Consider the following 14,593-nt stretch of genomic DNA (forward strand, 5'->3'; position numbering starts at 1 on the left):
GGATTCTTTAGAAGCAATGAGGACAGAGGTGGAGCAAGATGAAAAGAAACAGATTCCAGGAAAACGGCCCCGGTTCCGGACCGAACTCGCGTCACGGGCAGGGGGGATCAAGGCCAGGCACCCACAGGAACGCGGGCTACCGCTCCAAAAAAGAAGACAAGCCCCTACCCGAGCGCCTGCACGCCCCCTATAACTTCGTGCCCCTGTCTTCCTGGATTTTCGAGCCGCCGCAGAGCGATCGCATCAGCACCAATTTCCCTTTCAGTGACGGGATCAGCGGCACGTTGTCGTATACGTTGACGAACCACACGCCGCTCCTGGTAGGCGGGGAGCAAAAGAAGGCGCCCGACGGCGAACGGGGCGAAGTCCACTTCTTCAAGGGGCCCGACGGCGAGCCGGCGATCCCGGGCACCTCGATCAAGGGCATGATTCGCAACGTGATCGAAATCGCGAGTTTCGGCAAGATGCGCCTGGTGGACGACCAGTGGCTCAGCATCCGGGATTTGACGCCTCCCGCCAAGACCATCTATCGGGACCACTTCTCCCAGGGCACCAAACCTCTTTGCAGGGCCGGTTATCTCAGGGCGGTTCAGAAGGGAGATGCGTTTCTGTGGGAGCTGACACCCTGCAAATTCAAGCGAGTCAACCACAATGAATTGATCAGTTACGCAGACCGCCAAAACCTGGATGTGGATTACCCCGACCGCATCAAGAAGAAACAGTTTGCATGGGAGAAATACGACCGATGGGGCGACAACCTCGAAGTCGATTTCAAGATCAATCCACCCATTCAAGGCCGGCGAAGTAAAAGCGTCACGCCTCCCGAGGAAACGGTGTCCTTGGGCAAGGGAAAAGAATACGACACATCGGGTCGCCTCGTTTTCACGGGCCAACCCGCAGACAACGACAGGCCCAAACGCAAGTATCTTGAATTCGTTTTTTACGAGCCCGGCCCCACCAAGACGGTACCGGATCGGGTCATCGCGTCGTTTCTGAGCATTCACGAGGACTCCAAGGATTGGAAGAAACTCTGGTCGAAGCAGTTGACCAAAGAACCCGGCATTCCGGTTTTCTACCTGGTGGACAGCCACGACGATCGGCACATTACCGCGATGGGCTTGGCCATGATGTTCCGCCTTTCCTACCGATTCTCGATCGGTGAAACCGTGGATCACACGAATCCGGCACACCGCCTATCGGCGCCGTTGGACCTCGCCGAATCCATGTTCGGCAACATCAACGAGCGCGACGAATCCCTGGGGCTGCGGGGTCGTGTCAGCTTCTCGATGATGCGCCACGAATCGAAACCCGACATGGATGCGCCATTGACGACCATTTTGAATGGCCCCAAACCGAGCTACTTCCCCTCGTATGTGGCCCAGGGCGAGGTCGATGATAGGGGCCGACTTCCCGGCAGGGAAGCGGCACGATACATGACCTACATGGATTCCGAGAGCGAGATTCGCGGCTGGAAACGGTACCCCGCCCGAAATCGGATCGGCACCCTGGAGATCGACCACGGCGTGGGCGACGGTGACAACACCAAGGTCGAGAACCAACTGTTCCCAATGAAACCTCACGCCCGTTTCCGAGGAAACGTTCGATTTCACAATCTTCGTCCCTTCGAATTGGGCGCGTTGGTCTGGGCCATGACCTGGGGCGGACGAAACAATCTCCGCCATGGGCTCGGCATGGGGAAACCCTATGGTCTGGGACAGGTTTCCCTGCACCTGGACGAAGAGGATCGATCCGGCCTGGTTTCGAACCGACTCGACGGCACGGTTCCCGACCTGGAAAGCTGCGTGGCCCGATTCACCGAACTCATGAATGCGGCCTACCAAGAAGCGGTGCGATTCACCGACCGAGCCAAAACCGAACATCGTTGGGAGGACAGCGAACAGTTGGTTCAATTGTTGGCCATGGCCGATCCGGAATCGGCCCGGAAAAGATGCCTGGATTACCTGGCCTTGCCCCACCACTATCAGCTCAGGGCGCCCAACGACCAACAACCGTGGCGTCACACCCTGCCGCCATATGCCGCGTTCGACGGAACCCGCGACAAGGACATTTTCAGTCGCAACGACCCGGACGGCTGGAAAAGAAACCGCGACACGTACCTGGAGGAACAACGCCGGATCCAGGAGAGATCGGTGGATCCCCAGGAGTTGAAGCGGAAGTTCGAGGCCGACATCGATGCAGCCGAAGATCCCAATGCGGTCGTGAAGACCTGGCTCGAAAACATCGAGAACTACAACCCCGACGGTGAGCTCGTCATCGTGCAGGTCGCCAAACTTTTCTATGAGCGACAAGGCAAGTGGGGCCGCAAGGTATCCAAGAATCTCAAACCCCGCATCAATCTCATCAAGAGCATTTTGAGAAAACACGGCGCACTCGAATCCTGATCCCGACGGGGTGCTTGGCCATGTGGCGAACGGCATTCACGGGGGCCCGTCGGCCAAACACCCCACCTCGGCGGAAAAGCAATTTATTTTTTCAGCTATCATTTCATTTTCAACAGCACCTATCGATACGTTTCACACTCGAATTTCGCAGGTATTGATAAAGGATCACTGAAAATCCAAAATTATCTGCTGGAGAATCCGTTTTGGATAAAACTACCTCTATTCCAGAGCACATCTACACGTCCTTTTTCCCACGTTTCCGGGACTACTTCTATCACAAGGTCCAGGATTTCCCGCTTGCCGAAGACCTCGCCAGTAAAACCCTCAACAACGCCAACAAGAACTGGCACAAATTCAATCCTTCCGATCAGCCCAATGCCTGGCTCTTTGCCATCGCAAAGAACGTGTACCGCAACTATGTTCGCGACGTGACGCGCCTGAAACGGAAAGCGCCGGTCGTTCCCATCGATGCCCTGGAGACGGGGCCCGACATCGACCGGGACCCGGATCCCGAACACATGGTCCTGACCCGCCAACAGCTACGTAAAACGCTGGAATATCTCGAGAAACTCCCCGAGCCTCTACGACGGACCTTTGAAATGCACACCATTCATGATTATGATCTCAAGAAGGTGGCAGCCTTGATGAACATTCCGGTCGGTACCGTCAAGTCCCGCATCAACAAGGTCCGGGTCGGTCTCAGGCAATGGGCCGAGTCACATGGTTTCACCGGCAAAAAGAAGCGAACCACAGGTGTTTCCGACGAGGCGCAACCAAGGAGTAGATCGTGAGGAAAGATGACACCACGCTGGCCGCCCATTTGCGCCAACGCGCGGCCGAACGCGAAAAATCCTGCAAGAACCACCCGAGCATGGAAACCTTGCTGGACTACACGCTGGACGAACTCGACGAAACCGCCGCGGCGGAACTCCGCGAGCACCTCACCTTCTGCCAGGCTTGCGCCGACACCCTGGTCCAGCTTCACAAGCCGCTCGATTTCGAAATCGACATGAGCCTCGACGACAAGCCGGATTTCCTGGAGAAGCTCCCCCCGGCCAGTCAACCGCAGCCGACGCCCGCCCAAACGACGCCAAAAACCCGGCCACTGTTTCGTTGGGGTCTGCCGATGCTGTCCACCGCCGCGGCGCTGGTCCTCGGCATCATGCTCGGCCCGATCCTCCAACGGGAAACGTCGGCGACCGTGCCCTACCGAATCGGCCTCGTGGATGTCGATGATGGAACCCGCGGAGGCGGCATCGAGACGATCCCCGAAGGATACGACGTCATTCTTCTCGAGCGATACATCCGCGATTGGAAGGAGGCGGAAACCTTCACCGTGGTGATTCGCACCGAAGCGGGCCGACAGGTCGTTTTCAAAAAAGGCTTTCCGAGACCACCAGATCGCAGATTCAGGTTTATGCTGGACCAAGGCGAACTACGCCCGGACGCCTATCACGTGCTCCTGCTTGGGGACGGCGATGAAGAGAAACGCATCGCCGAGCTGACATTCACCATCGATCCCTGAACGATCCATTCGAAAAAGGGGCACTCCGACAGAGCTCCCACCTCGGCTGGGACACCTAAACCACGGTTATTAAAGCCATTTACAATTAAAATAGACGCGCGCCCAAGGGATAGTTTTCCATCCTGATGAGCGGTGAGTTCGGAGTTGCATTAGAGCCACGAACCAGCGAGGCGGTGCCCAGCTCGATTTTGAATAAGAAACAACACGAAGCGAGCCGATTCGGAGAGCCCGGTATTCGCAGAGGGTCGTCGTGCCAGGTAGGTGCGACCGCTGGTCGCACATTCCGAAGCTCCCGCTTCTATTGGTGCTTCGCTTTTTGGCGTTTCGTATCTGCGAAGCGTGGATCGCTTCGACAAGTCGGGCCAGCGGTCCTACCGGCTGCGCCCAACCTATTGCGGTGCCGACTCTCAAAGAAAACGGGAACTCTGAGCCTGGTTCACTTCGACAAGTTCAGCCAGCGGCTGAACCTACCTGGCACCACGAATCTCTCGGCATTCGGGAACTCCGGGCGGATTTGTTTCGAGGAAGCCACAAACCAGCGGGCATACCCGCTCGATTTCGGGAAAGAAACACCATCCCGGTTTCTGACGAAGAGCCATGCGTTTCCTGACTTCGATATTTCCTGGCTTCTTGATATTGATTTGACGACGGCAAGACCCATCTGAGCTTGAATACACCACTTTGCCACGAGGGGTCACAGATAAACGGAGTCACATCAAAATAATACATCGAGCAACAAACCTTAGTACTTTGAGATAGAATAGCCGAAAAGACTCAATCACTTTTCGAGGTTATTCCTTGAGGTTTCGTGCCACATACTATGTTTGCGTCATTTCCCTGTTTCTTTTTGCCACCAGTTGTTCCGATACCGGCGCTTCACGTCAGCTTTCGGATCACCTTGGCGAGATCGTTCAGATTCAACCGGGAAAAGTACATCGCTTCCGCATCGAACTCAAGGCGGATGAGGTCGTCGCCCTGGAGATCGAGCAGGTTCGCGCCGATGTCTCGGCGACATGGCATGGCGGAAACACCGAAATCTCGATGGACGGCTGGTTCGGTCCCATGGACACCGAATGGCTATGCGTCAAGGCCGCGACCACGGGCGCCCACTTCCTGGAAATCGAAGGCCTGTCCCAGGCGAACGACACCGGTGGTTACCGCCTGCGGATCGAACGGCACCCAGCTCCCGACGAGCGTCATCGCCTCGCCGCCAGGGTTTTCGAGGTGGTGGCCAAGGCCCGCCACATCGCCCTGGATGAGCAAAAGGAGTCAGCTCCCCCATCACTGAAAGAAATGGAGCGCTTGGAATCGAAACTCCCCGAACTGTCGCTCCGATTGCAGGCGCTCTATTGGGAGACACGCTCCCGATTGGACGGTCTGACCCACCAAAACGAGCGCGCTCGGATCTCCGCAAACAGAGCCTCGGAGTTTTATGCCGCGGCCGGCCTCCTCGCACCGGCGGCCTACAACGCCCATCGCCAAGCCAGAATCGCCAGGAACCTGGGGAGGCACGGAGAAAGCCGCTCGGCGATCGAGCAGGCCCAGCAATTGGCGCGGCAAAGCGACGATCCCGCGCTGGTCGGCCGCATCCGTACCCGCAAGGGATTCGAGCTCTTGAAGCGCGGTGAGATGCAGCAGGCGGAAATCGCCATGCGTTCCGCCCTCAGCGGCTTGGTGGGCGTGGACGATTGGGCGGCCCAGGCCACCCAGCACGACGAACTCGGTATCCTGCTCACCATGCTCGCGCGCACCGAGGAAGCTCGACGCCATTTCGACAAGGCGTTCGAGCTATGGCATCGTTTGGGACATGCCCGCAACGCCCAACTGACGAAGAGCGAAATCGCCTGGACGCACTACGTCGACGGGCGCACCTCGGAATCGATCCCTCAGCTTCGCGAGGTCATCGAAGCGCTGACCACCATGAACGAACACGTCAGGGCAGCCCGCCTCCACGACCGCTTGGGCACCATGTGGGTACAGAACGGGGGCGCGAAAAAAAGTGAAGCAGCGTACCTCACGGCCTTGGAACGAGGAGGCTTGAATACCCTGGGTCGAGCCGCGGTTCTCTCGAACCTGGCCAGGCTCTATCTGCGGGACCAGCAGCGAACCGAGGAGGCTTTGGAAGCGCTCACCGAAGCCGAAGCGCACTATCGACAGGCCGGAGAGGGCTTGAACCTGTGTGAAATCCTCTTCCTGCACGCCCAGGCCCTGGAAATGCAGGGCAATCACGAGTCGGCCATGCAACGAGCCGAAGAGAGCGTCGACCTGCTTCGAGAGCTGCGCCACAAGCTCACCGCCACCGACATGGCACTCAGTTTCATGAGCGCTCGCGGTCATTACTTGGACCTGTATCTCGATCTGCTCTATCGGTTCCATCAGCTCGATCCGGCGCGAGGGTTCCACGAAGAGGCCCTGAAGGTGTTCGAAACCTTTCAGGCCCAATACCTCAGTCTCGACTTGAAGCGCCGCATCGAAGCGCATCGATTCCCCGAGCACCTCCGCCGTGAATTGGGTGCGCTGTCCCACGAGATCGACGCGCTGAAAACGGAGCTGCGGCAAGGTGACGAAGATGAACACCAACAGACAGCGCGTCACCGTCGGTTGAGTCACCTCCTGCGCGAAAAAAGTCAGTTGCGTGCCGCCGGAGTCGAGCTGGGGCAGATTTCGGATTTTTGGACCGATGCGATCGAACTCGCCGACATGCAATCCCTGTTGCCATCGGGAGACGGCCTTTTGCTCGTCTATCACCTGGGCGAGAAACACAGTTATCTCTGGGCGTTGGATGGCCAAGGCCTGCAGATGCACCGCTTGGAGCCGCGCGAACGGATCTTCGACGCCTTGAACAAATACCTTACCGACCTTCCCAGCGACGATCCGGAATACCAGGAAAACGCCCGGATCCTGGGGCAATTCCTGCTTGGGCCGGTTGCGGATCGCCTCGCGAATCGACGGATTTTGGTGGTGCGCGACGATCAACTGAACCACCTGCCCTTCGCCAGCCTGATCCCACCGGGCGGCGAGGATCCCTTGGTCGTAACAGCCGCGCTCACCATGTTGCCTTCCGCCCGGTTCGGCGTCCAGCTCCGCCGCTGGTCCGAACGCCGCCAAATGGCGCCCTGTGACCTGTTGATGTTCGCCGACCCGCTGTACCGCGCCTCATCCAAGTCGGCAGCACACCAAAGATCCCGAACAGGGCAAGCCCCGATTCGCGGGCAGCATCGCTCGGAAGATCGAGCTCGTTTCAAAAACCTCGCCCATGCGGAAGCCGAGGCGGCGCAGATTTGCGCCCTGTTCGATTCCGGTCTCACGGATCGCTACCAACAAGCAGAGGCCAATCTGACCCAACTGAAATCATTGGACTTGAGCCATTATCGAATCCTTCATTTCGCCACCCACGGCATCGAAATCGACCAAGGGTTGACGGACGGATTCTTCGACGCCCAGGGGGCCGCCTTCACCGGATTGAGCCTGGCCCACGTCGATCCCAGTGGCCGCGACCTGCCAGAAAAAAACTGGCATTTGCACAATGTCGCCGATCTACGGTTGAACGCCGACTTGGTCGCCCTGAGTGCCTGTAGTACCGGCCTCGGCGGTGTCTCCCAGGGAGAGGGATCGCGAGGTTTGGACGAGTGTATGTTGGGCGCGGGTGCGGACAGGGTGCTGGCCAGTTTGTGGAAGGTTAGAGACCGCACGTCGCAGCTTCTCATGACCGAGTTTTACCAAGCATTCATCGAGGAGGGCCTACCGGCGGACCAAGCCCTGCGACAGGCGCAGTTGACGCTCCGAAGCCAACCGGAAAACGAGGCCCCTTCCGATTGGGCGGCCTTCGAGTTGAGCGGGAATCCGGCACCCCTTGACGTGCGATATGGGTCATCGATCGAAGAAGATTGAACATTTTCCATCCCACCGCGAACCTTCCCCGCGTTCCGGCCTTTTCTCATTCAGAGCGACACGCTCTCGATAGAAAAAGACTCGCGGGAGGGACACATGACCGAACGACCGAATTTCGATACCGATGGGGATACACGGGTGGACGATTCAATCCGTGACTCGAAGGACTCGCCGACAGGCCGCGCGGCATCGGCACGAACGGAACCCACCAACACGGGCAACCCCAAACCCAATGGGACCCTGACAGGGAACTTCGTACCCACGGAGCATGCCGAGAAACAGTCTGAAACCGAAGCGGGCCATCACGGAGACAAATCCGAGGATCCCAACACCGGTGGAACCAAACAACCTGGGACATTATCCAGCGGCTCATTCACCGACTGAACCGGCTCCGCGCAACCCAGCTTGTCGGCTCAACCAAAGACGAGCGTGTACTGCAGGCCAGAGACGCGATGGTGCACGCTCATTTCCCGCCCTTCGCCGCAATCCGCCAATCGTCCAGGAGATCGTCACCATGAACACGCTCACGGCACTATGCCTGCTGACCTTGTCGTTTCAAACACCGGCTTTTCGGGAACCAACCATCACCAGACCGCCGCACACCCAGGCCCGCGTGGGCGACCTGAATCGGGTGGAGCGGCACCTGCGGGCCCTCATCGAGGAAGAACGCGACAGTTTCAACCGAACCTGGGCTCGAACCGACGGCAAACAGCTCGATCTGGATCAAAAAATCGCACAATTGGAGGCACGCGTTTCTCAAACCCGAACAATCCTCCTTTTGTTCCTAGGAACCAGTGTCGGGGGGATCTTGGCCTTATGGCTGACAATCAGGGACGGCATCGACAAACGCCTGAACCAAGCCCTCGACGATGCGATTCAACTGGACTTGCTTCCGCTGAAACGCCAGGTGGAATTGTCCGCCATCGACAGCAAAATCATTCAGGACACCAAGATATTGGTGCTCGGCCAGGAAGACACGGGCGCGCTCGAAGACCGCTACCTCGGTTTGGGTTTCAAACAGGTCAAGGCACGACGCGCCCTCGACACCCCTCCGAAAAGCAAGTCGGAGGTCGTGAAACACTACGGCGAGCCGCATTTCGACCTCGTCGTGTTCGACCGGTTGGATGAGGACTGGATCGACGCCTACATCGAACTCAGCGACAAGAAGGCGTTCGCGGGACATTCCCAGCAACGACTCGTCTTGAAACATCCGGACCGGGTTCAATTCGCCAACACCCCGATCAGCCTGTTATCCCGTATCCTGGAACTGGGTCGTTATCTTCACCTCGCCAAGCAGCCGAACCGCTAGTCCCGGCCGCCCTGCCCCATCTCGATCTCGGAAGATCGGCACGCCACCTTTCTGGCTCCCAAACCCTTTGCAAATACGAGCGTTGGCAAAATTGCACACTCACCGGATCAACGGGAGGGCTCGAAGTTCGGCGCGCGCAACCCAGTGCGACACAACCCTCGCGACCCGTCTGGCGCGATTGGGTTTTGGGAGATTCTTGGTTCATGAGACAATAAGGGACTATATTTTTTCGTAGCATCTCATACTTTCCCAGAGGATCCCTTACCACCGGAGCCCCGCCATGAACCAACAGGACCTTTCCTTCGACGCCCCCGACTATTACGCCGACGGCACCTTCCATCGCGCACACTACCGATTTCACGGCAATGAAACCGAGGGTTGGCACATTTTCAGAGACGGCACCCTCATCGAGACCCTGGGCCCCGGCTACGAGGTGGTGGATGTGGAGCGCTGCGGCGTCTGCTCCACCGACCTGGCTCGCCGTTTTCTTCCCTACCCCCTGCCCCAGGTGATCGGCCACGAAGTGACCGGCCTGCGCGAGGGCCGCCGCGTGGTGGTCGAGATCAACGCCTCCCACGCGGCCCGCAACCGCGGCACGGCGCACTGCCCCTTCTGTCGCGAAGGGTTGTCCACCCATTGCCCGGACCGCATCACCCTCGGCATCAATCGCCTGCCTGGAGGGTTCGCGCCCTGGCTGTTGGCTCCCACCCAAGCCATCATTCCGGTTTCGGAAACCATTCCCTCCCTGGCCGCCGCCCTCACGGAGCCCTTCGCCGCCGCGCTTCAAGGCGTGGAGGCCACCTGGCCCAAGTCCGGCGATCGCGTCGCCGTGCTGGGGCCCCGCCGGCTCGGCATGCTGCTTCTGGCCGCGTTACGCGGGTTCCGCACCCGCCAGAATCTGGATTTCCACATTACCGCCCTCGCCCGCCACGACGCCCTGCTCGCGCTGAGTTCGCGCATGGGCGCCGACGATACCGTCGACCTACGTACCCATTCCTCCGCCTCTCTGGCCAACTCGTTCGACATCGTGTTCGACACGACCGGCAAACCGGAAGGATTCGAAACGGCGCTCAAGCTGGCTCGGCGCGTCGTCCACCTGAAATCCACCAACGGCATGCCGGTTCTGGGCCTCCGGCACCTGACCGACCTGGTCGTCGACGAACTGGCCCTGCTGCCCGGCAACTACCACCACCTGGGCTTCACCTGGCCGGTCGAACGCGACGTGGACGCGCCGCGCGCCAACCACAACGTGTTCGTGTCGCCGTCCGTGCCGGACCATATCCTGGAAGAGGAAATGACCCAAACCGCCCGCACCGGCGGCCAGCGGGTATTTCACCGGCTCACCTTCGAACACGCGCTCCAACGCCTGAAAAACCAGCCCGAAGACGGGCATTTGTTTCCCAAGGATTCGCCGGTGCCGCGTTTCGATCTCGCGCTGGTCACCAACCTGGCCGAGGCGGACCGCGTCATTCGTCCAATCCCCGACGAGGAGTTTTCCTTGGTTCGCCCGCGCGGCGCCATCCTGCTCGTGGACCCCGGAGCCCGTGAGCGCGACCCGTCACCACTCGCCCACGCCATCTGGGAACGCGGCATTCAGGTCCACAGCTCGCGTTGCGGCGATTTCCGCCGAGCCCTCGCGATCATGGAAAACCAACCCGAATTGACCAACATCATGGTCGAAGAGATGATCACCCACCAGTTCGACCTCGAAGACATCGAGGACGCCTTCTCGGTAGCCTCGGACAGCTCCCGCAGCATCAAGGTGGTGGTCAACGCGCCGGAATCCTCCTGAGACGCCGGCGACCGGATCTCCCGGACAAACACCGCACCGTCTCGCAGTGCCCGAATGCCGAAGCGACCCATGATCAGAGTTCCCACAGGCTTTGAGGTTCGGCGCGGCGGTAGGTTGGTCACGGCCAGTATGGCAGGGGCGGTAAGCCGGCCCGGCCGACTTTTCGAAGCAACGTATGTAACGGAAGAGAGTTACGCCAAAGAGCGAAGCCGATTCTTTTCCTCGTCGCGCCCATCGAAGTAGTAAAATCGAAACGCTGTCCATCGTGAGAGGGGCGTCAGGCACGCCCAACCAATTGAAGGGACTTGGCCAAGATCCAAATCGATCATCGAGAGTTTAAGAGGTCCGACTTTTCTGCTTCGCTCTTTTACCACTGGATCTTGCGAAGCCTGGGCTGCTTCGAAAGTCGGCCCGGCGGGCCAACCTACTCGCCTGGTTTCTCCCTTGGCATGCGGGAACAACGAGGATGGGTGCTTTGGGGTGGGCGTTTAGGGTAGGGATGGGCACAGCTCTTTGGGATGGCCCTTCATCGAAGGTTACGTCGCTTCGAAAGTCGGCCCGGCGGGCCAACCTACAGACGTTACGTCTCTTACGCACATACGGGCGCTTCGAATCGGCTCGCTTCGGGTTGTTTCATACGTGATGTCGAGCCGGGTGCAGGTCCCGCTTGTTCGTGGCTCGTAATGAAACCGGGACCCGTCATGGCTATATGGCGGATCCCGGTGCGCGTCTTCACTTCACGAGTTGGTAGGTCGCGGGATCGGCCTTCAACACCCAGAGGTTGTCCATGCGAACCATTTCACCCTGGATCCGCACCGGTTCGGCGATCAGGTCCAGAACCCGGTCGTTCACCTGGCCCCCGTTCGTATCGGCCAACATGAAATAACGGGCCGCCCCCTGGCCGTCGCGGACCACCAACACCGGCGGAATGCCTCCACTGACGCAGCGCACGGCGCAAGCCTTGTGCGGCTTCAACTCGCCGGGATTCATGACGCCGAGAAAGCACTTGCTGTCGACGATCTCGCCCACCAGCGTCACGGTGCCGAAGGAAAGCCCCGCACCGCCGCCTGCCGCCTCGCCCAGAACCTCGATGTCTTTGGAAGCATCGATTTCGATCATCGTCTGGTCGTCGCGATAGACCAGCGTGCCCGAGAGGCGAACGCGTTTGCCATCCAAATTCGCGACGCGTTCGTCGGCTCCGAATTTGAAGGGGTCCACCAGGAAGTAGCGGGACCAGGTGGGCGCTTCTCCCGGCGATTCGCCGGGGCGGGACACCCGCAACATGGGATAGGGTTTGGTGGCGATGACGCCTTCGAAGTCCCGCACGTTGCCGAACTCGAATACCGCCGGGGCGAAGGTGCCCTGTGCCAGGGCCAGGAGTGCCGCCACGCCCGCGACCAGAACCAACAACAGCAACACCTTACCCTTGACGAAGGCACCCACGACCGAGGGGGCCTGGTCGAAGTAGCCCACGTAGAAATCGTCCCTTTCGGGTTCACTCATGATGACAGCTCCTCTGCCGCGTTTTCGGCGATGACGGCGGGCTCGACGGCGGTGCCGGGCGCCAGCGGCCGCGGATCGACCAGCACGCGTCCCTCACTGACCTTGACCCGGAAGGTGGGCACCTTTTCGGTGAAGGGCGGTGGCGAGGCGCCGTCGTGAGGCCGGTATTGGTAGCCGTGCCAGGGACAGGTGACACAGCCGTCGACGACCTTGCCCTCGCCCAGGGGTCCGTTTTGGTGCCGGCACACGTTGGAAATGGCGGATACCTTGCCGTCGTACTTGAACACCGCGACACGCTCACCGGAAAGGCAGACGATTCGTGCGCGTTTCTCGGGAATGTCCTCGACCGCACAGACATCCACGAAACCTTCGCCGTTTCCTTCCTCGTCATCGGCCTTCTCCAGCCAGGCCGAGGTCAGGTGGAGACCCCAGACGACGGCCGCGCCAAGCCCCAGCACACCGGCCAGGAACGGGGACGACTCGGCCTGAAGAACGCCGAGCACGACGTGGCCGATCAGGAGGAAGTAGGCCACGTAGACCATCATGTGCAGACGTTTCCAGGTGGGCGCCGTGAGGTTGGCCAACCAGAAGTCGTGACTGGTGGCGGCCATGAAGAAGAGAATCGCCAGGGCGAAGAAACCCAGGGGCTGGAACGGGAACTGGCTGACGCTGCTGTAATCGCCGTTGCTGGTGAAGAGGCTGATCAGGGGAAACTGATCGCCACCGGCATGGAACTGAATCATCGCCAGGACGGCGTGGGCCAGGGCCAACACGAACATGGTCACGCCCATGTGGCGGCGGTTGTACAGCAGCGGCAGGAACATCGGATTCAGGCGAGCCAGGGGCCCGATCGCGAGAATGATGTGCAGCAACAACAACGCGGCGGTGCCGAAGCCGCGAATCATGAGGGTCTCGGCGGTGGCAGTGGGGTTGGTGGTGGCCGTGATGCCGATGAACAGCCCCAGATAGAGCAGGACGCCCAGCACCATGGTGCGGTCGTAGATCTTTTTCTGGCGATTCCATCCGACGGCCTGGTAATTCAAACTCATGGCGCCCCTCCCCGAAGGTCCGCAGGATTGGGGAGTACGGCACTGGCCAACGCATCGCCGTGGGCCAGGCTGAAGAGAATCAAGGTGCCCGCTTCGGTTTGGGCCCGCGACGGCAGTGCGAATCGCCGCGTCTCGAGGCCGCCCAGACTGCCCAGAAGCAGCGCCCGTTTGACATCGGTGCCGCTGCCGGGATGCCAGTAGACCAGTACATCCGGCGCGAGCGTGGGACTGTTCGGCGACAGTTCCAGGGCCACGGTCGCGGCGGAGCTGTCGGCAGAGAGGAGGCGGGGAATCACTTGAACATCGCCACCGATGGGCTGACCCAACCAGAGCTGATGTTGCCAATCGGCCAAGGGGATCTGGAGCGGCTCGGGAAACGCCTGATGGGGAATGGGGCGCCGGCCGAGAAGGCCGACCAGGCATACCAACGCCGTCGCAACCGCCAACAGGGCCACCATGACGCCGTGTCGTTTTCGAAGTGCGCGAATCATGCGCCACCTCCGGCCGCGTCGCGATGGGCATTGCGCTCGATCGGCGGGGTTTGCCGGCCACGGGCCAGGCGCAGCGCCAACAGGGGCCAAAGCGCGGCGGAAGCGGGAAAAATCAGGATGCGAAAGCCGATGGTTCCCTGCTTCGCCATCGGATCCAACTTTCCGCACCCGAGGCTCACGAAATAGAAGGCGAACAAAATGCCGATCGCAGCATAAATGCCGAGGCCCGCTACGAACAGCGTGACAACTTGCACCAGCACAATTTTTCTCCTTGTTCTAAATGTTTGATTGGAGGGGTCAGCAGTACGGGGTTGGTAACACTTCGAACCCGCTTTTATTTCCACGACCCGATTCAGGTGTCCTGGAACCCGGGGCACTCGGAGCCGAAAAAGCCACCGAATCCCGGCACGACGGACCCGGGTCCACGATGCGAAGAATGCGCCCGTCAGGGGGCTCTCCGGGATCGAGGCCCGCACGGAACGGCACCGGCCAGCTCGATCCCCACGATGTAAAAGCAGGTTGATGGAGCCAGCATAGCACGAGACGACAGGGACCACACCACGGGGTCGTCCATCCCCGTTCGACCGGGTGAGCGGCACATACAAAAAAGGCCCGGTGATGAGTTTCCTCA

11 protein-coding genes are annotated in these 14,593 nt (G+C 59.9%); 7 read left to right on the forward strand and 4 right to left on the reverse strand.

Annotated features, from left to right (window positions below):
• Positions 1–38: 38 nt before the first annotated feature.
• The 7 genes from J3U87_RS33505 to J3U87_RS33535 all read left to right on the forward strand — a co-directional run bounded on the left by J3U87_RS33505 (position 39) and on the right by J3U87_RS33535 (position 10,919).
• Positions 39–2,402, forward strand: a complete 2,364-nt coding sequence (locus J3U87_RS33505; RefSeq protein WP_237380348.1) for a TIGR03986 family type III CRISPR-associated RAMP protein — start codon at positions 39–41, stop codon at positions 2,400–2,402.
• Positions 2,403–2,605: 203 nt separating this feature from the next.
• Entirely contained in the window at positions 2,606–3,193 is a 588-nt protein-coding gene (locus J3U87_RS33510; RefSeq protein ID WP_237380350.1) for an RNA polymerase sigma factor, read from the forward strand.
• Entirely contained in the window at positions 3,190–3,927 is a 738-nt protein-coding gene (locus J3U87_RS33515; RefSeq protein ID WP_237380351.1) for a cupin domain-containing protein, read from the forward strand. Before J3U87_RS33510 ends, J3U87_RS33515 begins: the two co-directional genes overlap by 4 nt.
• A gap of 798 nt (positions 3,928–4,725) precedes the next feature.
• Positions 4,726–7,818: a CHAT domain-containing protein gene (locus tag J3U87_RS33520; RefSeq protein ID WP_237380353.1), complete on the forward strand. Its 3,093-nt coding sequence runs from the start codon at positions 4,726–4,728 to the stop codon at positions 7,816–7,818.
• Positions 7,819–7,914: 96 nt separating this feature from the next.
• Positions 7,915–8,202, forward strand: a complete 288-nt coding sequence (locus J3U87_RS33525; protein ID WP_237380355.1) for a hypothetical protein — start codon at positions 7,915–7,917, stop codon at positions 8,200–8,202.
• 130 nt (positions 8,203–8,332) lie between these two features.
• The gene (locus tag J3U87_RS33530) at positions 8,333–9,127 is read left to right on the forward strand and encodes a hypothetical protein (protein WP_237380357.1); all 795 of its coding nucleotides are present in this window, start codon (positions 8,333–8,335) and stop codon (positions 9,125–9,127) included.
• Positions 9,128–9,407: 280 nt separating this feature from the next.
• Positions 9,408–10,919: an alcohol dehydrogenase catalytic domain-containing protein gene (locus J3U87_RS33535; protein WP_237380359.1), complete on the forward strand. Its 1,512-nt coding sequence runs from the start codon at positions 9,408–9,410 to the stop codon at positions 10,917–10,919.
• Positions 10,920–11,651: 732 nt separating this feature from the next.
• Here the strand turns inward: J3U87_RS33535 and J3U87_RS33540 are convergent.
• From J3U87_RS33540 to J3U87_RS33555, 4 genes are read right to left on the reverse strand one after another with little or no spacing between them, the layout of a single operon-like run.
• Complete coding sequence (locus J3U87_RS33540; protein WP_237380361.1) at positions 11,652–12,422, reverse strand: hypothetical protein; 771 nt, start codon at positions 12,420–12,422, stop codon at positions 11,652–11,654.
• Positions 12,419–13,471, reverse strand: coding sequence for a Rieske 2Fe-2S domain-containing protein (locus J3U87_RS33545; RefSeq protein WP_237380363.1), 1,053 nt, complete (start codon positions 13,469–13,471; stop codon positions 12,419–12,421). Before J3U87_RS33545 ends, J3U87_RS33540 begins: the two co-directional genes overlap by 4 nt.
• On the reverse strand, positions 13,468–13,962 hold the full coding sequence (locus J3U87_RS33550) for a hypothetical protein (RefSeq protein ID WP_237380364.1): 495 nt from the start codon (positions 13,960–13,962) through the stop codon (positions 13,468–13,470). Before J3U87_RS33550 ends, J3U87_RS33545 begins: the two co-directional genes overlap by 4 nt.
• The gene (locus J3U87_RS33555; RefSeq protein WP_237380366.1) at positions 13,959–14,222 is read right to left on the reverse strand and encodes a hypothetical protein; all 264 of its coding nucleotides are present in this window, start codon (positions 14,220–14,222) and stop codon (positions 13,959–13,961) included. The genes J3U87_RS33550 and J3U87_RS33555 overlap by 4 nt, the downstream gene beginning before the upstream one ends.
• Positions 14,223–14,593 lie beyond the last annotated feature (371 nt).

It is taken from the genome of Sulfidibacter corallicola (assembly GCF_017498545.1).
Lineage (GTDB): Bacteria > Acidobacteriota > Holophagae > Acanthopleuribacterales > Acanthopleuribacteraceae > Sulfidibacter > Sulfidibacter corallicola.